Origin of the sequence: Wolbachia endosymbiont of Armadillidium arcangelii, assembly GCF_040207875.1 — a bacterium.
Classification (GTDB): domain Bacteria; phylum Pseudomonadota; class Alphaproteobacteria; order Rickettsiales; family Anaplasmataceae; genus Wolbachia.
This window is the reverse complement of sequence record NZ_CP157942.1, coordinates 835038-856540: the sequence shown is the minus strand read 5'-3', so window position 1 is coordinate 856540 and position 21503 is coordinate 835038. Positions and strand designations below refer to the sequence as shown.

The 21503-nt window shown below is 33.9% G+C and carries 17 protein-coding genes and 3 pseudogenes; 8 read left to right on the top strand and 12 right to left on the bottom strand.

What is annotated here, in order from left to right:
• Window positions 1–46: 46 nt before the first annotated feature.
• The 4 genes and pseudogenes from ABLO99_RS04285 (at window position 47) to ABLO99_RS04270 (ending at window position 2701) form a co-directional block, all read left to right on the top strand.
• Window positions 47–478 carry a group II intron maturase-specific domain-containing protein gene (locus tag ABLO99_RS04285; protein ID WP_161794178.1) on the top strand — a complete coding sequence of 144 codons (432 nt, stop codon included), beginning with the start codon at window positions 47–49 and terminating at the stop codon, window positions 476–478.
• A gap of 14 nt (window positions 479–492) precedes the next feature.
• Window positions 493–714, top strand: coding sequence for a hypothetical protein (locus ABLO99_RS04280; RefSeq protein ID WP_153295372.1), 222 nt, complete (start codon window positions 493–495; stop codon window positions 712–714).
• Between the two features lie 77 nt (window positions 715–791).
• Complete coding sequence (locus ABLO99_RS04275) at window positions 792–1508, top strand: hypothetical protein (protein ID WP_349967255.1); 717 nt, start codon at window positions 792–794, stop codon at window positions 1506–1508.
• A 97-nt stretch (window positions 1509–1605) separates the two neighbouring features.
• A pseudogene (locus ABLO99_RS04270) lies at window positions 1606–2701 on the top strand (IS256 family transposase).
• A gap of 19 nt (window positions 2702–2720) precedes the next feature.
• Here the strand turns inward: ABLO99_RS04270 and ABLO99_RS04265 are convergent.
• Entirely contained in the window at window positions 2721–3542 is an 822-nt protein-coding gene (locus ABLO99_RS04265; protein ID WP_349968427.1) for a hypothetical protein, read from the bottom strand.
• Between the two features lie 291 nt (window positions 3543–3833).
• Window positions 3834–6383 (bottom strand): valine--tRNA ligase, encoded by a 2550-nt coding sequence (locus tag ABLO99_RS04260; RefSeq protein WP_349968425.1) that lies wholly within the window; start codon window positions 6381–6383, stop codon window positions 3834–3836.
• 157 nt (window positions 6384–6540) lie between these two features.
• Between ABLO99_RS04260 and ABLO99_RS04255 the strand changes: the two genes are divergently transcribed.
• Together ABLO99_RS04255 and ABLO99_RS04250 are read left to right on the top strand one after the other, a co-directional pair.
• The gene (locus ABLO99_RS04255; protein ID WP_349968422.1) at window positions 6541–7227 is read left to right on the top strand and encodes a hypothetical protein; all 687 of its coding nucleotides are present in this window, start codon (window positions 6541–6543) and stop codon (window positions 7225–7227) included.
• Window positions 7228–7327: 100 nt separating this feature from the next.
• Window positions 7328–7643 (top strand): annotated as a pseudogene (locus ABLO99_RS04250) (IS66 family transposase); the annotation flags it as partial.
• Here ABLO99_RS04250 and ABLO99_RS04245 read toward each other — a convergent pair.
• A pseudogene (locus ABLO99_RS04245) lies at window positions 7634–8167 on the bottom strand (GTP-binding protein); the annotation flags it as partial. The pseudogenes ABLO99_RS04250 and ABLO99_RS04245 sit on opposite strands and share 10 nt — an antisense overlap.
• A gap of 396 nt (window positions 8168–8563) precedes the next feature.
• A complete protein-coding gene (locus ABLO99_RS04240; protein WP_349968421.1) occupies window positions 8564–11035 on the bottom strand; it encodes an ankyrin repeat domain-containing protein in 2472 nt (823 codons plus the stop codon).
• Window positions 11036–11513: 478 nt separating this feature from the next.
• On the opposite strand from ABLO99_RS04240, the gene gltX reads away from it, so the two are divergent.
• Complete coding sequence (gene gltX / locus ABLO99_RS04235; RefSeq protein ID WP_349968419.1) at window positions 11514–12848, top strand: glutamate--tRNA ligase; 1335 nt, start codon at window positions 11514–11516, stop codon at window positions 12846–12848.
• Here the strand turns inward: gltX and holA are convergent.
• The 5 genes from holA to ABLO99_RS04210 form a co-directional block, all read right to left on the bottom strand.
• The gene (gene holA, locus ABLO99_RS04230) at window positions 12832–13863 is read right to left on the bottom strand and encodes a DNA polymerase III subunit delta (RefSeq protein ID WP_349968416.1); all 1032 of its coding nucleotides are present in this window, start codon (window positions 13861–13863) and stop codon (window positions 12832–12834) included. The two genes, gltX and holA, sit on opposite strands and share 17 nt — an antisense overlap.
• Window positions 13864–13868: 5 nt before the next feature.
• A complete protein-coding gene (locus ABLO99_RS04225; RefSeq protein ID WP_349968415.1) occupies window positions 13869–14012 on the bottom strand; it encodes a hypothetical protein in 144 nt (47 codons plus the stop codon).
• Between the two features lie 165 nt (window positions 14013–14177).
• The gene (locus tag ABLO99_RS04220) at window positions 14178–14987 is read right to left on the bottom strand and encodes a metal ABC transporter permease (RefSeq protein WP_349968414.1); all 810 of its coding nucleotides are present in this window, start codon (window positions 14985–14987) and stop codon (window positions 14178–14180) included.
• Window positions 14981–15328 carry an Mth938-like domain-containing protein gene (locus ABLO99_RS04215; RefSeq protein WP_047758823.1) on the bottom strand — a complete coding sequence of 116 codons (348 nt, stop codon included), beginning with the start codon at window positions 15326–15328 and terminating at the stop codon, window positions 14981–14983. Before ABLO99_RS04215 ends, ABLO99_RS04220 begins: the two co-directional genes overlap by 7 nt.
• Window positions 15329–15331: 3 nt before the next feature.
• On the bottom strand, window positions 15332–16198 hold the full coding sequence (locus tag ABLO99_RS04210; RefSeq protein WP_349968413.1) for a 4-(cytidine 5'-diphospho)-2-C-methyl-D-erythritol kinase: 867 nt from the start codon (window positions 16196–16198) through the stop codon (window positions 15332–15334).
• Window positions 16199–16272: 74 nt separating this feature from the next.
• Between ABLO99_RS04210 and ABLO99_RS04205 the strand changes: the two genes are divergently transcribed.
• A complete protein-coding gene (locus ABLO99_RS04205) occupies window positions 16273–19557 on the top strand; it encodes a UvrD-helicase domain-containing protein (RefSeq protein WP_349968412.1) in 3285 nt (1094 codons plus the stop codon).
• An 89-nt stretch (window positions 19558–19646) separates the two neighbouring features.
• Here the strand turns inward: ABLO99_RS04205 and ABLO99_RS04200 are convergent, their stop codons facing one another.
• The 3 genes from ABLO99_RS04200 to ABLO99_RS04190 are packed head-to-tail and all read right to left on the bottom strand — an operon-like array spanning window position 19647 to window position 21406.
• Window positions 19647–20036 carry a cytochrome c-type biogenesis protein CcmH gene (locus ABLO99_RS04200; protein ID WP_047758821.1) on the bottom strand — a complete coding sequence of 130 codons (390 nt, stop codon included), beginning with the start codon at window positions 20034–20036 and terminating at the stop codon, window positions 19647–19649.
• Window positions 20020–21051: a hypothetical protein gene (locus ABLO99_RS04195; protein WP_349968411.1), complete on the bottom strand. Its 1032-nt coding sequence runs from the start codon at window positions 21049–21051 to the stop codon at window positions 20020–20022. The genes ABLO99_RS04200 and ABLO99_RS04195 overlap by 17 nt, the downstream gene beginning before the upstream one ends.
• Complete coding sequence (locus tag ABLO99_RS04190) at window positions 21044–21406, bottom strand: ferredoxin family 2Fe-2S iron-sulfur cluster binding protein (protein ID WP_047758819.1); 363 nt, start codon at window positions 21404–21406, stop codon at window positions 21044–21046. Before ABLO99_RS04190 ends, ABLO99_RS04195 begins: the two co-directional genes overlap by 8 nt.
• Window positions 21407–21503: the final 97 nt, after the last annotated feature.

The window sequence follows — 21503 nt, the reverse complement described above, 5'->3', positions numbered from 1 at the left end:
AAAGCATACAAAGACCAAAATTATCTACTGTCAAGATGGAAAACGAATGGATAATCATGAGAATGTGTCATTTACATTTCTTGGATATGAATTTCGAAAAAGACTTGTACGAAATAGAAAAGATAGTAGTCTGTTTGTAAGTTTTACTCCAACTGTAAGTAAAGAAAGCCTGAACAAGATGAAGAAAGAAATTAGAAGCTGGAAATTTGCTAGAAGAACAAACTTGGAAATAGAAGATATATCACGAATATGTAATCCAATCCTGAGAGGGTGGTTTAACTATTACGGGAAGCATCATATAACTGCACTAGATAGCATAATAAGAATGTTTAATAGGAAACTCAGAAAGTGGTTGCAGACAAAGTACAAGAAGCTGAATAGGCATAAGACCAAAGCAGCTAAGTTACTAGAAAGAATCGCAAAGAGTAGACCAAATCTTTTTGTGCACTGGAAATTAAGTATAGGATTAGGGCAATGACTAGTGGGAGCCTTATGAGGCAAGAGTCTCGCGTAGGGTTCTGCGAGGGGCCAGGAGGGAAGTTCTCCTGGTCTACTCTCCTTGAGATTGTAGACGGTAGAATTGCGGGCAGTTGTCACGGCAATTCTGAATGTGATAGATGCGTAGAGGCGGTGAATAACTCTATAGTAGATAGAGAACTTTTCTTTTCTGCTTACAATGTGTCAGTGCCAGAAAGTACTGTTTATATTATATGAAAGTAGTGAAATATGTACATTGTTAGTACACACTTCATTTTATGTTTAATAAATTTATTTACTAATGGAGTCATTTTATGTTAAAAAGTACCTATTTTTATTCAAATCAAAAAAATACAAGTCGTGCATGTTCATTACCACCTGATACATGTTCTGTTAGTGACATGGTGAAAGTTAATTTGTTCACAAAATTGGATGATTGTAAAGTCAATAAGAGTAAGTTGATTTATGATAAATATGGTAAAGATCTTAAGTGTAAGATTGATGATAAGACTAAAAATGAACTGAAAGAAGATATTAAGAGTGAGCTAGAGAAAGGTCTTAAGTTTGAGATTGGTGATAAGACTGAGAATGAATTGAAAGAAAAGATAAAAAATGAGATAATGAAAGATCTTAAGTTTGAGATTGATGATGAAACCAAGGATGAATTAGAGAAAAAAATAAGCGAAGAAGTAAAAGCAAACATAAATTGTGACATATTAAAAAAGTGTAGCCTTGAAGAGCAAATTGATGAATGTGATCGAAGAGGATGTGAGAAGAGCAGACAAGATGGCGAATATATTGATATAGATAAAAAGTATACGATTCACATAAGAGAAGCGTTAAATAAATTTTACCCTAACTTAAGTCTAGAGATTATAAAAAAAATTGAGGAGGGAGTCTTGGAAGCAGTAAAAGATTTAGAGTATGGCGATATAGTAAACTCTTCGTCAAATTCCTGTAGAGAAAGTTATGCAGAAAATCAGGGTGCTAGTATGAACTCAAGTCACTCAGTGCAGCAACAAGTGAAGTGAAAATAGTAGGAGTTTAAGTATTTCAGTGGGAGTGTTAAATAAACTGTGTCAAACCAAGAAATAAAAATATAATTGATATAAAAAACGGAGGTTTGACATGAGTCAAGTAAATAAAACTACCGGTTTGGTAGATTATAAAGAATTAGAAACCTGTCGTCTATACGAGAAGGAAGACCGCTAACAGGAAGAGATGACACCGTTTATAAAAAAGCTGCTTGAGGCAAGTCTGGAAGGTGAAATAGAACACCACTTGTCTGGTGAAAGCGAAGAAAATAATCGAAGAAATGGGAAAAACTTTACGTACAACTCATTTGAGTTGTTAACACCTAGAGACAGGGAAGGAAGCTTTGAACCCCAAATAGTTAGAAAAAGACAAACAACAGAACTTGAAGCAAAGGTCTTAAGCACATTTGCCAGTGGCATGGAGATATAGCGTCACATATTGAGGAAATTTACGATCATAAAATATCGGCGGCAGAGATATCAAGTATTACTGACAAACAGTAATCAACGAATGGCGTAGTCGTCCGCTGCAGTCTGTATATCCGATAGTTTTCATGGTTTTTTAAGGAGTTGTGTAAGTAAATGTATGTATAATATATTAGCAAAATGGCAGAAAAGAAGTTTTATTTAGCTGAAAGTGAAGTTCTGGTTGGGAGTACTAAATGATCTCAAAGAGAGAGGAGTGGAAGATATTCTAATTGCATGTGTAGATGGGCTAAAAAGCTTTCCTGCAGCAATAAACGGTGTGTTCCCTAATGCAGAATGTGTATAGTGCATCAGATACGTAACTCACTGAAGTATGTAGCTAGTAAAGAGTTTTTTGAGTGATTTAAAGAAAAGCTTCAAGTAAGGAAATTGCCGAGAATTATCTGTTGGAATTAGATGAAAAATGGGGCACAAAGTACCCTATAATCTTGGCAGAATAATTGGGAAAACCTATCTGGTTATTTTAAGTATTCCGACCCAGTTAGGAGGATGATCTATACTACTAATCCCATAGAGGGGCTACATAGGCAAATTAGGAAATTCACCAAAACCAAGGGCTCATTTACTAGCATAAATGCCTTGTATAAACAGGTATATTGTGCTATAAAGAAAGTAGAGCAAAAATGGCTCTGCCTAATTGGGCTTTAACTGTATCTCAACTTGACATCTTCTTTCCTGGTAGATTGAAAATTGAGTTGAATTAAAAATTCGGTTTGACACAGTTTATTTAACACTCCCTCTTCTCTCCTTAACTTCACTCTCTACCGCATCACTTAACTGCTTGAGTTTTTGTGTTGCTTTAGCTAACTCTTCAGTTTTCTGATCTAAATTTTTTTGTATGATAGCTTTTAATTCCTCTACCTCTCTCACTTTCTGCTGCAATTGTTCTGATATAATTTCTTTATCTTCAGTCAATCTTGTATTTTCTTTTTCCAATTTATTAATCTCTTCGTTTAAGCTGTCATCTATAGCTTGTGTACTTTTGTCTTGCATTTTAGTAGCACTTATCTGAGTTTCTTTGCTATCACACTCAATTTCTTGAGTTGTTTGAATGTTAATATTTCTATTACCATTTTCTATCACGGTTTCAGATGATTTATGATTGCCTTCCTCCTTATTTTTAAATTTTATTTGATACAAGAATAAGTTACCTATTTTTACATCTTTGTTCGCTTTCAACTGATCGTCAGTAACACTATTACGCTCAATGAGTTCTATACCACTAGCATCAATGTTAATTATAATAGTACACTTTTTTCCATCCTTATCATACCAGTTCAGAGTCATTTCGTATGAACCATCAGTTACAATGTAATACCTTATCCCTTCTTCAGAAACAAAGCCGTGTATTCCACTTTTTCCATTGCTATGCAGCGTTGAAAACCCTAAAATTCCATTATCTTTACAGAAATTACTATTTAAAAACTCACTGATTTTGAATTCATGTTTATTAGCCCTCAATTCAATTTCTGCACAACTTCTATATATTGAGACTGTTTCAACACCATTTTCAATATATCCATTCAACACTTTTTTTAGCCTCATCTTGAAGCTCTGGTCTAGCTATACTATTGTAATCTTGGATAATGGCTTTATATACTTCATCTTCATTAAAATTGGTATTATGTTTTATTAAAAAACATAATACGTTAAAATTAGCTACAGCAGTGTGAATTGATTGATTTATTTTTTTCTTTTATCTTATTGAGCAAAAACAAAAATTTTTGAACGAAGTTATGATAATCGTCTTCTTGTCCTTTAGCTTTACTATAATATGAACCACCCATCACCATTCCCTCACAGCTAAATAATTATCATGCTAACACGAATGCTAAGTTATGCAATCAATACACTTACAGTAAATTTTCCATTCTCAGTTATAAGCTCTGCCTCTGTACTCTCAACCCATTCTATCACTTCAGCATTGCAAATTGCTTGCAAATCATCCTGTGCAGATTGATTTAACTTATCCTCTTTTGCATTTGCTTTTATCATCAATTTTTTTATCAAGTGCTTAACTGACACATTATTATCCGCTTTTATTTTTCTCACTAAGTTTAACATCTGCACGAAATTATCTCCCATTTCTTCAGAATGCTTATCATAGATCAGCTCTTGCTTGCTAGGCCAATTACTTTTATTGTGCACGGAGTTATAACTATACAACCGATGATATATTTCTTCTGTAATGTATGGCAAAAAGGGTGCAAATAACCGCAAAATAATGTTCAACATATATGTTAAACTCTGTTTAGCGCTTGAATTTGTTTCACTGCTACCGTATGCACGTTTTTTTACTAGCTCTAAGTAATTATCACAAAAATCTTTCCAAAAAAATTCTTCTACCGCACTCAAAGCTTCGCAATATTCAAATTGCAATAGGTTATTTGTTGCTCTTTCTATAGTTTTGTACAACTTAGACAATACCCACTTGTCCATCGTCTCACTGATGGAATTTATGCTCATAGTTTGATGTTTTTCCATGAATATGGAAACAAATTTGCTGGCATTCCAAAGTTTCGTAACGAGCCGTTTGCCAATTTTGAAGATATTTTCAGAGTAGACTGTGTCAACACCAAGTCTTGAGTTTGCTGCCCAATAGCGAACCACATCAGCTCCATAAGTATCAAGTATTACATGAGGAGTAATGATGTTACCTTTTGATTTACTCATCTTTTTTTTATCATCAGCCAAACACCAACCGCTAATCATAATGTTTTTCCACGGCAGTGAATCTGCATGATAATGTGCCTTCAAAATCGTATAAAAAGCCCAAGTTCTTATTATCTCATGGCTTTGGCTGCGCAGATCTGCAGGAAATATCTTGTCATAGCGATGGTTTGGCAAGCTGAGCTCACTGTTTACTGCTAGTGCACTTAGCTGAGGAGTAATTGCACTTGTAGCCCAAGTATCCATTACATCTTGATCTGGAACAACCTCTTCTTTGCTATAGCCTTTCGGCAAATCTTTAAGTGGATCTATAGGCAAATCCTTTACTTCAGCTAGAATAATTTTGCCTTCCTCTCCTTTACGCTTTGAATACCATACCGGAAATGGCACACCAAAATAGCGCTGCCTTGAAATGCACCAATCCCAATTTAGCCCTTCTATCCACACCTCCATACGTTTACGCATAGACTCTGGATGCCAATTACATTCTCTTACTTTATCTAATACTTGAGCCTTTTGCTCTAAAATCTTGATAAACCATTGATAAGTAGGTAATATTTCAAGTGGTGTACCAGATCTTTCCGCACATTTGACAGAATGAGAAATACTAGTACTTTCTATCAAGAGGCCCTTTTCAGTTAGGATTTCAATAATTCTCTTTCTTGCTTCTTTAACTTTTAGTCCATGGATCCCAGTGTCAGCTGCTCGGATGACACCGACATGTGTCTCCTCTGTCATCTGAGTATCTTGACACTGAGCATCTTTCTCCCCTGTCATCCCAGTGCTTGACACTGGGATCCATTTTTGATCACACACTGCATGCAGATTCATCCTTCCATTCTGATCAATGATAATTTTCATCGGCAAGTTATGTTTTTGCTGCCAATATATGTCAAGCTCATCACCAAATGTACAGCACATAACAAGCCCAGTACCTTTATCTATTTTTACCTTATCATCAGCTATTATTGGAACTTTTTCCCCTGTAATTGCCACTATGGCTATTTTTCCAATCAGATGGGCATATCGTGCATCTTCTGGATGACAAAAGACTGCAACACATGCAGGAAGTAATTCAGGTCGCGTAGTTGCAATATGAATCTGCTCATTTTTTTCAGTGGAAAAAACTATCGTGTTCAAAGATGACTCAAAGACTTTATCCTCTATTTCCGCTTGCGCAATTGCAGTTTTATCAACTGGGTCCCAAAGAATAGGTTGCATTTTTCTGTATGCATACCCTTTGTTATATAGATCAATGAATGACATTTGAGAAAGTGCCACAGCTTCCTTGCTGATCGTGTGATATTCCAAACTCCAATCATAACTAATGCCGACCGATTTAAATAACTCCTTGAATTCTTGCTTTGACTTCTCAATAACTTCATGGCACATCTCTATAAATTTTTCTCTGCCAACTTCTTTTGCACGGGTTTTATAGGTTTGCTCAACTAACCTTTCAGTGGGAAGCCCATTATCATCAAACCCAATTGGATAAAATACATCTTTCCCCAGCATACGTTGAAACCTTGCAATAAAGTCCGTATGGCAATAGCTAAATATATGACCAATATGCAACTTTCCAGATATCGTTGGTGGAGGCGTATCTATAGTAAAAGTATTATCCTTTTCACCATTCCATTTATAAACTTTACTCCTTTCCCATAATATGTTGTATTTGTCTTCAATTTCCCTAAAGCTATACTTTTCTTCTAACATAAATATTTCTCAGTTTTAAGCTTTAAGTTAGCACAATTGAGCAAATACAGCAATTTTAATGTCTACCATTTAATTTAGCCTTGTTATGATACAAATTTTTCTTGATCTTATAATTTTTAATGTATTACATAATAAATTTTTAGTATTGAGGTTTATTATGCTTAACTTTCATAACTTAAAAGAGCTTATAGATATTCTAAGTAATCCATACTATGTGCCTCACCCAGCAAAAGTAGACTTAGCAGAATTGCTTGAAGACGTGCTGGAGTTAAAAGGTAAAAAAAGCTCAGAAGAAGCAGTAGCTACATTAAAAGATAAAATAAGAAATGAACTAAAAAATGAAATGAGCAGTGAAATGAAACAAAAAATAAGTAAGCTTGAGCAACTAAAGGCGGAAAATAAAGACTTACAAACTAAAAAGGATAGAGCTGAACGGTTAAATAGATCCTTAGAATATGCAAGGAAGACAGCTCAGAACGAAAATATAGAATTAAAAGCTGAAAAAAATAAACTAAATACTCAAATCCAGCATTCACAGCAAGAAAAGAAAATATTAGAAGTCAAAAATGAAGAAACTGAACTGAGAGAAAAAGCAACATACATCGCTAATGCTAGTACTGTTCTTGCTGTTGGGTTAGCAACATATATTGCACTTGAGCATACAACTAAATTAGATATATGGTTAATGGTTGGTATAGCAATAGTATCTGCACTCGTAGCTGGTTACGTTACACATACAACACTAAGACCTAATACTCAAGTAAATGAATCAAAGGAAGTACAGATAAATTGTAAAAGACAAAACTTAATCTCTACAAGTAACATACATTTAACAGAATGCTGATATTAGTTTTCAATTCTTCTGTCAGTTAATTCTCCGTATCTATTCAGGGGAATAGCAAGGTAGACAAGGCGGTCTAATCATAGAATAGCTACAAGGTAATATGGTAAAACTTTTAGAACTTTGCGAAAACTTAAAAATAGAGGTAGAAAATTTAAAAGCCGAAAAAGAAGCTCTGAGAATGCTCAAAGAAAGGAAAGGCTTGGTTTAAACTCGAAAAATTCATCAATGCCAAGTTCAAAAGAATTGTATAAAATAAAAAAGGATAAGCAAGAGGAACATTGGCGGTCAGGTTGGGCATCTAAAATGGAAGGTAGTAAAGGTAGAATTCTTGCGAATGTGGTGGGGAATTCACCAAATCAAGTCTTATGTAGTAGAATATCAGTTGAAGGTGTGGAAAAAGAAGAAGTAGCTCCTTAGCACACCAACCATTTCTACCTGAAGCATAGAGTACTGGAAAATCTAGTTGCTCGTTGGTTGCATCAAGGTTAAAAAATAACTCATATATTTCATTTAGTACTTCATCAATTCTGCTGTCTGGTCGATCAACCTTATTGATTATCACAATCGGTTTTAAATTTGCCTTTAGTGCTTTTGACAACACAAACTTAGTCTGTGGCATTGGACCTTCTGCAGCATCAACCAGTAGTAATACACCATCTGCCATGCAGAGCACCCTTTCCACTTCTCCACCAAAATCCGCATGTCCTGGTGTATCAATGATATTGATTTTCTCATCACCCCACATTATTGACGTACATTTTGCAAGTATTGTAATCCCACGTTCACGTTCTTGATCACCACTATCCATCACTCGTTCTTGAACTTCTTGATTCTCACGAAACGTGCCACTTTGTTTTAACATGTTATCAAGTAAAGTAGTTTTTCCGTGGTCAACGTGTGCAATTATTGCAATATTGCGGATTGATTTAAATTCACTCATTTCTTATCATTTCAAATTTAATTTAATAATAAGTATACGTATAATATATTTAGAGTAAATAACTGATTAGTTAAGTGCCAGGTGTCAATAATCAATTTATATAATTAAGGTTTCTAATATAGAAATATCACGATAGAGTGTGGTAAAATATGATCACTGAATTAATACATGACTTCTTTGACTACTCTCCTGAACAAGAGCTCCCTATCTTAATAAGAAAGACTGTACTTAACACTTTCTCTAGAATTTTTTAAAAAATTCTCATTATACTAATACCTCAATTTGTGTGTTCTCATATCATTCAACGGAGCAATCTAGCATAATACTGCACACTTTCTAGCCTTGCCATAATCTACCCACTTACTGTACTTTGCTCCTGAAACTATCTTACTATTTCTAGCCTTGCTGTGCTACCCGATTTACTCCTACGTGCTTAACAAGTACAACATGAGATAAATTACCAGCTTCAGCAGCCAAACCTTCAGTATATACGCATATATAACCTAATAGTGTTGCAGCTACTTCCCTGTCATTCGGTTTTGGATCCAAACAATAATCTACCAATTTACTGATTGACTGTTTATCTGCAATTTGACCCTCAAACTCTCTGAGAGGCCCTACTCTCTCTCCTAACTCTCTAACAAGTTGCTCTGTTTGTTTCGGTGTAAGTTTACCTACTCTATAATCTAACTCATTTGCAATTTTTGCGTGCTCTACTTCTTCATGTCCATAACAGTTGAGTAAGTTATTTATTGCCCGCATTGTACCATTTAAGCTATCTGCAAGTTCTATTCCTAAAATTCTACGTAATGACTCTTGTACCGATGTCGTATAAACTTCATCAATCACTTCTTTCAGGCAGACCAGAGTATAGATTATAAATTTTCTTTCTTCTTTTGACTCCGACAAGCTCTTTAAAATATCAGTAAGAGTTGGTACTATAACGTTCTGCATAATTTCTTGATTTCTTATTAAGTTTGGTACTGTATCTTTTAATACCTTAACCCACTGCTTATTTCCAGGCAATCTTCTTTCACTTATGGCAGTTAAAATCGTACTTACAAGAGTTGGATCAGTTATTGCATGAAAAATAACCCGTAATACTTCGAATAAGGAACGATAAACAAGTGACAGCAGGTATGAAATAGAAATGTTAGAGCTTATCCTTAGAACATCTTTTACAGCAGCATAGAATTTTTTGAGAGCACCAGAATCTCTAGCATCTTGAAATTCTTCAAAATTACTTAACTTCTTAATAAAATTCTCTTGTTTAAATTTTAATGTTATTTTTTCAACTACACTTTCAGCCTTTTCCTTTACTTCCAGGAATAGTGCACCTGCTTCTGCTCCTTTTTCTGCTACAGTTGATAACCCGCTAAACAAATCATTAGCTGCTTCTCTTAGGCTCATGTTAAATTCAGTATTATTCTCGTGCATGCGTTCTTCTTTTACTTCTTTTACTCTCTTATATAACACAAACAGAGACATAGCTGCTATTGCAGTCAAAAAGATGGTTGTAGCTACTATCGCTAACGGAGACATTTTAATTAAAGTAAACGTAGCTGCAGCTCCCATACCAAGTGAAAACATCGCTACACACCCAACTGCTACTTGGAAATATAATTTACCATTTTTCTTATTATTTAAAACATCTGCTCCATTTCGCAAAAGAAACTGAATACCTTCTATATCTATATTTTGAAGAGCTTGCCTCAGTAAAGATGATCCATTACGCGAAACATTCGCTCCTAAATTTATGCAGGATTGAGCACTATCAAATAATTTATTGTTGAAAAAATACTCAAGTAATGTTTCACCAGAAGGTAATCTAAAATTTTTCACTAACTGTGTATTTTTATCCTGGTCACCTTTTTCTATATATAGCTTGAATAAATAAACGGCTTTCCCAGGAGCTACTCCTACATGAAAAGCATATTCAAATGCTGTAAGGTTGTCATGATTTTTTATATAGAAATCTGCGCCATTCTTAAGCAAATCATAAAAAGTAGCGTCAGCTGTACTGACAACAACATAGTGTAATAAACTATTTCCATTATTATCTGGTATATTAGCGTTAACTTTCTGTTTCATGAGATATTTTGCATGATCCAACTTATCTTGAATAATTGCATTTAGTAATAACGTTCTTCCTTCAGCGTCTTGAGAGTTTATTTCTCCAAGTGCTCCCCTTTCAAGCAGTAGCACAGCATTTTCAACATCACCTTTTGCAGCTGTGATACTCAGTAGTGCTTGATTATCTTTAATAACATTAATGTTGGCACCATTGTTTAGTAACCAATCTATAGTCTCTTTCTTCTTGTATGTATCTTCAATCTCCAATGCTTTTGTAAATATATCAAAGCAGTAGTTGTTATCAGAAACAAGTTTATTTAAATCTAATTCTTCTATGTTAAGGTTACGTAAGTATAAAAATTTTTCACTATGTTGTGCTCCATATTTTTGCAGCAGGCTATACATTTCACTGCCATGATGAGCATAATCTAAGGCAGTAAAATTGTCATTATCCTTAGCGTTGACTTCTATTGGATGATATAGCATAAATGCTAAAAAGAGTCCTGCTAATGGATGCCGAAGCACTTCTTTTTTATTAGCTTCTAAAAGCACCTCAACAACTTTTCTATTTTTATTCTTAACAGACCTATGCAACACAGTACGGCCGTCAGCATCTATAGTATTAATCTTACCACCATTGCTTACCAATGACTTTACAATTTCTGGTGAGCATCTTTTTTCTATAGCAATACCTAGAATAGTTTTGCCATCTTTCGTAGCATTTATGTTTATATCATCTTTGATAAGCTGCTTAATTTTGTTTTCCCTATCGATGTTGTTTTTTATTTTTAACACATCTTCAAAATACTCAAAATCAGATTTTGAATCATAAAATGCTTCATTTTCTAATGCATCTCCAAAGCCAGATTCTGCATCGTAAAATACTTCATTTTTTAATGGTCTTTGTATTCTTTCTAAGTAAGCAATATTTTCCGCTTGCTCACATGCTATAGTAATTCTATTACTATTTTTCTGTATTTGTTGTCATATACCCTCTATAAAGATTAGTTTTATTATACCATATTTGTGAAACTTGTAAAGACTCTAATTTACAGTTGGAAAAAATTAGAAATGCTGATTTTTCATCCAAGTGGAAATGTATAATTAGTTAAGAAGAGAATAAACGATTAAAAATAACAATTTTATCGCTATAAATATTTAGCAACTTTTTTTGAAGTTTCGTACCAACTGTATATTAAAGAGAAAGAATCTTGCTTTAGCAGTACATTTATATAAAATTAAAATAAACTAAAGTAATTATTTTACAATTTAAATGCTAACAAGATTCGCTCCAAGCCCAACTGGCTACCTCCATGTAGGAAATATACGAACTGCACTTATTTGCTGGATGTACACACGTAATCAAAATGGAAAATTTTTACTACGTTTTGATGATACTGACCTTGAGCGCTCAGATATCAAATATGTAGATAATATCATAGAAGATCTAAAATGGATTGGCATAAATTGGGATTCAAGTTTCAAGCAATCAGAGCGTTTTGAGCGCTATAACGAGGTGTTCTTACAGCTAATGAAAGAAGGTCATATTTATGCATGCTATGACACAAGAGAAGAGTTAGACATTAAACGAAAATTGCAATTAAAACAAGGTCTTCCCCCTGTTTACGATAGAGGTGCGTTACTTCTAACTGAGCAAGAGAAAATTCGTTATGAGCAAGAAGGACAAAAACCACATTTCAGATTTAAATTGGATAGAAATGAAATTGTAAAATGGAATGATGAAGTTAAAGGTGAAATAAATATTGCAACAATTCATATCAGCGATCCTGTGGTAAAAAGAGAAGATGGAATGTATACGTACATGCTACCTTCTGTTATTGATGATGTTGATTTTAATGTAACCCACGTTGTACGTGGAGAAGATCATGTAACTAATACCGCAGTTCAGATTCAAATGATTCAAGCATTAAAAGCGAAAATTCCTATCTTTGCTCACCTTTCCCTACTACATTTTGATGATAGCAAGATATCGAAACGGAAAGGCGGGCTGGATATTAAGTCCATAAGAGAAGATGAGATTGAGCCAATGGCGCTAACTAGCTATTTAGCAAAACTTGGCACATCTGATCCGATAGAAGCTCATGTTGATATGCAGTCTTTAATTAACTCATTTGATATTAAAAAATTTAGCTCAGCATCTGCACAGTTCAGCTTGAGTGAAATGTATAAGCTAAATAGTAAAGTGCTGCAACAAATGCCATTTGAAATGGTGCAAGACCGCTTAAGTCAAATTGGTTCAGAGTTTTGGTATTTTATAAGAAACAACATAAACAGGTTTTCTGAGGTGGCTAAGTGGTGGAAAATATGCAAATCCGATATAGAGCCTGTGGTTCTTAATAAGGAGTTTATAAAAATAGCGCTAAGTTCATTACCTCAAGGTGATTGTAATGAAAACACATTATCAGAGTGGGTCAAAAATATTCGACAAACAGTAGATATAAAGGCAAAAGACCTATTTACGCAGTTGCGTCTCGCTTTAACAGGAACAGAAACAGGTCCAGAACTCGCTAAATTATTAATTTTTATCGGTAGAGAGAGCATTGTTGCAAGATTAGAAGAAAGTCAAAGAATTATACAAAAGGTTTAAATGCACTGGATGTATTTGAATGACACCAATAGTTAATCTCATGCTGAAAGATCATTTTATGATTTAGATCAGTTTTTTTGCAGCTCACTTCCAAGCTCATCAATTTTTCCAAGATCTTCTTAAGTTCTGAAAGTTGCAAACTTTTCAAATGAGATTTAAAACTCTGCAATTGTTTGAAGAACAATGGAGGATTTAGCTGGTCAATTGCAGCTTGTCCACTCATTCCACCTTGTATTAACAGCAAAACGCTTTCCAGTCGTAGAAAATAATTTGATATAATACGGATTAATGCTATCGGTGAAAAATTCTCTTGTAATATCAATGTATCGGAAATTTTGATGAATTGTGCCATGTCTTTATTCACTATTGCAGAGCACAGATTATCAAGTGTAACATAATCATTGCCGGAGGTCGAAAAGCATAGATCTATATCAGCAGGTTTAAGGTCTTTTCTCTCTCCTAGGTATAAAACTAATTTCTCAAGCTCTCGATGTATGGGCAGTTTGCTACGATTAAAGTAAGACTGCAAGTGGTAGATTATCTCACTTGTGTACTCTATATCATTTTGCTTCAAGTAACTTGATATAATATCACAAAGATTACTAACGCTGTCCTTATAGCAGGTAATTACACCAAAAATTTTTGAGCTTTCCATATAACTTTTAGTTGCAGAATTATATGGAAGATCATTTGCTATCATCACTACATAATGACCGCCTATATTATGATCCAATATGTTTTTTAACTCTTTAGATATACTTCCACTTACATTTATCAGCTTAACTAATCTTTTGTTAGTAAACATTGAAATGTTTGCCAGCTCGGAAAATAACAAACCGGGCGACTTATTCACTACTGCAAAATCCATCACCTGGACTGAATACTCATCCAAGTTGGCAATTATTTCTTGTATGAAAATATCGATTTTACTATTGTCACTTCCATGAACTAACACACCACTTAAAGTATCAGGTTTCTCAAGGAATTTTTTAACTTTAGATGGCGTTATTCTCATGCCATCTATATTATATCATTCTCATTTGATTGTACATCACTTGGTTGCACATCAATGTCCAAAAATTCTGAGCTTTCTTGATTTGCTGTATTCTTCGTATCATCTGACACTTCTTTCTTTCCTGTAATATGATTATAAAATTTTTTCACAGGCTGCCCTACATACCTAAAAAAAAAATCCTTCTTCGGCCATATCTTTCACTCCATAAAATTAACAATTTATTATTAGCACATAAAAACAATGTAGCAAAAACTACTTTACGCTAAGATGGTTACATTCCTTTATTAATGAATTATGAATACCCAAGACCAAAATTAAGTCGATCTACTTAACACTAACCTTATAAAATAAGCAATGATTAAATACACAGCTGCAATAAGTATAATTGCAGGTCCAGTTAATAAATCAAAACTTGCAGATAATATCAGACCCGATACACCAGAGATCACAGAAAAAACTGTTGCAATAATAATCATTTGCATTGGAGTTTTTGAAATGAGCCTCGCTGATGCAGCAGGTATTAACAAAAATGCAGCAATGAGTAATATTCCTATTAATTGAGCAGAAATTGCAATAAAGATAGCAAGTACAATTAAAAATTCTAGCCTAACAAAATTAACATTAACTTTCTCAACTGCTGCCAAGTCTTGATTAATTGAAATCATCAGCCAATAGCGCCATCTAAATATTAATATCAAAGTAACTATTAAGGAGGTTAGAAAAATTGATATTATATCACTTTGGTCAATCATTAATATATCACCAAACAATGAGCTAATAATACTATTATTACCTGATGGAAGAAAAGACATAAGTATTAAACTCGATGATAAAACTACATTGGTAACTATGTTCAATATCGTATCAGCAGAATATAATTTATTAAAATTAAGAGAAAGTAGTATCGCAAACATAATTGCAATGAGCATTATGCTTACCGATGGGCTGATATTAAAGATCAAAGCAAGTGCAATACCAAGCAATGAAGAATGAGACAAACTATCACCCAAATACGATAACCTTTGCCATATCATAAATGACCCTAAAGCTCCTGTTACTAGGCTAATCATAACTACTGCAATTAGGCTATTGATAAAAAAACTCTGTGTAAATATTTCTAACATGCTATCAGATAACTGACAACAAACCTATCTTCAGATATTAAAACATTATGGGTTCTGCATGCTGCATCAGTCGTCATAAATTCAAAATTTAAATTCTTTTGCTCCATAAGATAAGACTTCATTGAACAATCGAATATTTTACCAGTACCTATTATCAAAATCTCTATTTCCTTTGTTAAAAAAGATTTAAAATACTCCTTATTATTTATATCACTTTCTTTCAATTCAACCACCTTTTCAGGAAAAATTATAATTGAGCCATGATATTCTTGATTATTTACCCAAAACCTTCCTTCCCTGTAACCATTTATAAGATTTTTCTTCTCAGAAACTAAGGACATAAATTAAACTATTAATTGCGTATCGTACACCCACCATTCTGGATATTCCTTTTTGATATTTGCCGCTGCAGCTTTTGCACTTTCTTCACTATTGAACATTCCAAAGCACGCTACACCGCTGCCTGACATGCGAGAAAGTATAGAGCCTTCTTGTGACTCTAGTGTTGATATTACATCCTGAATTTCAGGTACAAGACTTATTGCTGCTTCTTGCAGGTCATTTTTTGTCTCTTTAAGAAGCTCTAACAAACCCTCCTCAGTGTTATTACTCCACTTAATTGGCTGAGAGAAATCCCCTTTATACTTGGAAAATACTTCTGATGTATTTAAAAACTTTTTTTTCGGTTTCACAAGTACCACACTTGTGGGTAAAGAGCATTGTTTAACGGGGCATAATTCCTCACCAATACCTCTAACAAAAACTGGCTTACTATCTATGCTTGCAGGCACATCAGCACCAACGCTTAAAGCTATATCATTTAAAATTTGCCTATCAACCTCCCATAGCTCTCCTAGCGTGCGTATCACAGCTCCAGCATCTGAGGAACCACTACCAAGTCCCGCAGCAATTGGTATATTTTTTATAACCCTCACAGTGACTTTAGTGCGTGCAGGAGCATACCTAAGCAGTAAATTAACTGCTTTTGTTACAGTGTTATATCGATAATTTATTTTAAACTCAGAATTTACAGATTCAACTGTAGAGTGATCATATCTAAATTTTTTTTTTCCTACTTTTATTTCTAAAAAATTAGAAAGCTTAGCAAAAACAACCAAGCTTTCGATCAAATGATACCCTCTTTCCTCTCTATTTATAATATGTAAAAAAAGATTGATCTTTGCAGGAGCCTTTACACAAAAACTTTCCATTCGTATATCTTCACTAACACTACCTTATTTACTATACTTGAAATGCCACTTCAGTCAAACTTTATACACTCCTAATGAGATTAAATGCCATAAATCCTAATTTCTCTGTATGGGTAAGTGCATCCGCTGGTACAGGTAAAACAAAAATCTTAATAGACAGAGTATTAAGACTTTTATTAGAAAATAAGAGAAATATTCTCTGCTTAACATTTACCAATGCTGCAGCAAATGAAATGGAAGATCGCATTTACAGTACACTTAGTAAGTGGGCAATATGTCCAGAGGGTATATTAGTTGCAGATTTAGAACAATTAGATTTCTTTCCGATGTCATCTCAGTGCGTGACCAGAGAAAATAAAGATTATTTAACAAGAGCAAGAAGGCTTTTTTCTGAACTGGAAAATCTTGGTCTTACTATTCAAACTATACACGCCTTTTGTTACAAGTTAATCTCCAGCTTTCCTACAGAAGCTGGTATCGCTCCAAATTGTACGTTGAGCGAATGTAAAGAATTGCATTCCATCGTTTTTGACAAAACGCTTCATAACGAAATTGTGCAGAACGATATCAATATCATTGCAGCTGAAATTGATGAAAATAAGCTGCGTGATTTGCTCTATACCTTATGTGTAAAGAGATCAGTTCTAGAAAATAATTTAGAGTATATCAAAAATAAATTGAGTGCCCCTGATAAGATTCACGATTTACAGAATGAAACGATTGAGCAGATAAAAAGATTGGCTGAAATATTAAGCAAGGGCAGCAAAAGAGATCAGAGTTATAGTACAATGCTCTATGATTGGTGTAATAGCATAAAATCGTCCGTACCAAATGGTGTCAGCTACTTGGATGATAATGGAATAAAGTGGGATAATACCGGAATAAAGTGGAATAACAACAAGATAGAGAGCTTAGCTAAAGTATTTTTGAAGTCAGAATCATATGAAAAGAAAAACATATCATCGGTCATAACAAAAAGTACTTTGGAAAAATTTGAAGACGCAGAGCAAATGATAGAAAGCATTCAAAATGCAGTATTTACTTATATAAGAGACATGAATTCTTATCAAATATTCAAAAGAACCAGTAGTTTACTTAGTATATTTAAAGTATATGTTGATCTATATAATAATGAAAAATCAAAAAACGCACTGCTTGACTACAATGATCTCATCAATTTAGCAACAAATCTCCTTAGCAACCCAGGCTATAAAGATTGGATATTGTTTAATCTAGACCAAAAAATAGATCACATTCTTGTTGATGAGGCACAAGACAATAGTATCAGTCAATGGAAAATTATAACAAATCTCTGTGATGAATTTTTTACCGGTGGTGATGAAAAGCGAACCTTATTTGTTGTTGGTGATGTAAAACAATCGATTTACAGATTTCAAGGAGCAAATCCCCACCTATTTAACTACATGCAACAATACTTTTACACAAAAACTAGTGGTAGAGACTGGATATCATGTCAACTTGAAAAGTCATTTCGCTCAACTCCAGAAGTTTTGATTCTTGTAGACAGGATATTTAACAACTTCCGTGAAGAAATATCTTTCAATGATAACGAGATAAAACATGTTCCGCATAGAGAAAATGATCAAGGGTACATTGAAATTTGGCCGTTATTACCAAGATATAAAGAGGAAGAGCAGCAAGTCTTACAAATTCATTTAACACAGAGGAAAGATTATGTAGTAACAGATCGATTGCTTGCTCAGGCAATAGCTCGCAGAATTCACAATTGGTTAAACGAAGGGCGGATTTTAGTCGCTAAAGATCGCCATATAGAACCAAGGGACATTATGATTTTGGTACGGCAGCGAAATGTGTTAGTTGATTACATAATAAGTGAATTAAAAAAAGTAAATGTACCAGTTATAGGCCGAGATTATTTCAGAATCATGGATTACATAGCTGTGCAGGACTTAATAGCTTTGGCTGAATTTTTGCTCCTCCAGGCAAATGATCTTGCTCTTGCAAATGTTTTAAAATCACCACTATTTAACTTCACTGAGGATGATTTATTCAATATTGCATATGATCGTAAAGAACAGTCGTTATGGGAAAGAATTCAAGATTATCATAAGGTTATCTATAGTGAATTAAACTATCTGATTAACTTATCTCAGACAGAATCCCCTCTTACATTATTCACGCATATATTGCGCACAGGTAAGAAAAAATTTGCTTCAAGGCTAGGTCTTGAGTGCTTCGAGGTTTTAGACGAATTTATGAACCTCGTGTTGCAATTTGAGAACCCATCTCTTCAAGCATTTGTTCAGTGGATCAAGGAAAACAATCCTGAGATTAAAAACGATATGCAATCAGAACGCAATGCTGTGCGAATAATGACAATTCATAAATCAAAAGGTCTACAAGCTCCCATAGTGTTTTTAGTTGACACAAATACGGTGCCAAGAAACAGCGAAAGTATTGTGTTTGATGCAACAGAAGCGCCATTTTGGTGTGGCAAAAATAATAATGCTTATTGCGATCAAGTAAAAAGAGAGAAAAAACTAGAAGATTATAACGAATATTTGCGTTTGCTATACGTGGCACTCACGCGTGCTGAAGATGAGTTATACATTTTAGGTAAAGAACCGGTACAAAAGGGCTCTTGGTATGATCTAGTTATTCAATATGGAGAATTATATGAGAAGAAACAAGCACACTTACAGCCAATATTTAAAGAAAAAGTTGAAGTACTATGCATGAATGCAAATTACCCTTACACTTATAAAAAACGTGATTATTTCGACGTTCCAGTGATTTCACCTCCGCCAAACCTGTCAATGTCATCCCAGTGCTTATCCAGTAAAAAAGAAGGACAGCACGTAACGCTAGAATCTGGAGAAAAAAAGCCAGTGTTGGAGCATTGGGATGACACCAAAAAGAGCAATGGGATAGCAGACGGTTATGCAAGAGGCTTAATAATCCACAGTACATTGCAATATATGCCCAAGATAGAGAAAGACAGGAGAAAAAATTGGGTTAGGAAATATCTTAATAGCATAAACACTAGTGAAGATAAAGATGAAATTTACAGCAAAATATTAGCCTTTAATGAAAAATATGATTATCTATTCGACTTAGAAGGCAAATCAGAAATTACACTGAGTGGAACAATTGACGACAAACCAGTATTAGTACGGCTAGACAGGCTATGCATAACAGAAGATAAAGCAATCATAATTGACTATAAATCACACCATAACGTTTCTGTTTCCTCATTAAATGAAATAAAAAAGCAAATGTTGATCTATAAAACCTTAGTGCAAGAAGTCTACCCAGATAAGCAGGTAGAGTGTGCGGTTATTTGGATAGAAGATTTAACCTTACAATCTTTGATCTAAACTCAATAATATAGTATAAAGTTCGCACATTGCATTTGTTGTAAACTCACTTTACTCTATGATTATCTTTTTATACTGCCTTATCTATCTTATTTTGCCGCTCTCCTGCTGTACTTTCGTATTAGAAAACACCCAATAAGCAGAGTTATAAGTGGAATAAACCATAAAATGTAGGTACTAGATTTTACAGGTGGTGCAATTATAATTGAATCTCCATAAGAATTTTTTAGCTCTGAAATTATTTGCTCGTCAGTATATCCATCACTGATCTTCTTGCGAATTGCCTTGCGCATACCATATGCAACTTGAGACTCAGATTCGGATAATAATTCACCAGAGCATACTGGACACTTTATCACTACAAATAAGCTAATTGCTCGCTCTTCCATGCTTTCGTCTCTTAGTTTATCATCCAAAGTGAAAGCATTTATGCCTAAATGGAATATCAGTGTAAAAAGTAAGCTAATTACTATTCTCATTCTTGGTAAATTCAGCAAATTGCCTCATAAAATCAATAGTGGATAATTTTCCAATAAAACCTGAACCTACATTATCGTCGTACTTTATTGAAAATTGAATATCGTTATCAGTTGTTTTTTCTGATAAGGAAGACATTGATTTTTCTAATGCATCTGCAGTCTTTAAATCACCAGTCACAAACGAAATTAATTCTTTATAATTTGATATGGCTATGTTGATTTTGTCTTCAAATGAAGATGTGATTAAATTGTAATTATTTATCCCGCCATTCGCAATAATAGAAAAGTTATTACTCTGGATCAAAAATTTTTCTATGTTGAAATTAATCTTGGAGGCTGAAATATGATTTACAAATTCATAATCGAATTTAGCGTCGAAACTAAGGTAATTTTCAGGACTTGCAGTATGTTTATACCGATAAGTATAAAAATCAAACCCTAGTTTAGTATTTCCATTCAGTTCTTTATCAAGGTGAAATTGAATGTAATTACTTTTATCACTCACTTCAGTTATAACACTTTGCTGATTTTCTGAAACATCACATTTCAATCCGTAATCTTCGTAACGAAGTGCATCTATATAGTCTATCACAGTGCTATTTCTGTTGAATTGTAATGAAGATGGTAAATCATTTAGTCTAACAACAAAGTGGCTGCTATCGTTTGTGTGACATTTTATATTCTTTTTTTCATCACCACGGACAGTAATATTGACTTCATTGCTTGGTATGTAGATATATGCTGATTTATCAAACAATTTATTTCTTATCAATAAAGCTTCAGATGAAATAGTTAATTGCTCATTGGAGATCTTTGGGTTCGTTAGACGAAAAACTAGGTTAAAAGGAAATCCGCTAAAATCATGTGAAATATCAAACTTTTCGTCGTTAATGTATAGTATTGTTTCAGCTAAAAGATTTTTTACCTTACATGCGGAAAAATACCAAAAACCACTATACGCTACAGGAATAAATAAAAGTAAAGAGAAGACAATATAGATAAAAATCTTACGCATCGTTTCCTTGTTTATCTAATGATATGTTTCTTGTACCTCTTGGCACGGTTACACACAAACCGTCAATATCTTTTGTGATTTTTATTTGACATCCAAGCCTCGATGTCTCTGTTAAGCCGAAAGCTAGGTCCAACATATCATTTTCCTCATCAGATATAGGATTATGTGTTTCTACAACATCATAAAATTTTGGATCAACAATTACGTGGCATGTAGAACAAGCAAGAGAGCCTTCACATGCACCTTCAAGCAGATCTGGATCACTTCTGTGGGCTAAATTAAGCAGAGTTTCTCCCTCCGCAGCTTCATAGCTTTTCTTGCTTCCATCAGGTAAGATAAAAGTAACAGATGGCATACTATTTTCCTATTGAAATCCCTACTAATTTCTCTACATTCTACAAATAATAACTAGTACTTGCAAACTCTTTTGTGTTTCTATTAGGAGAGTAGGC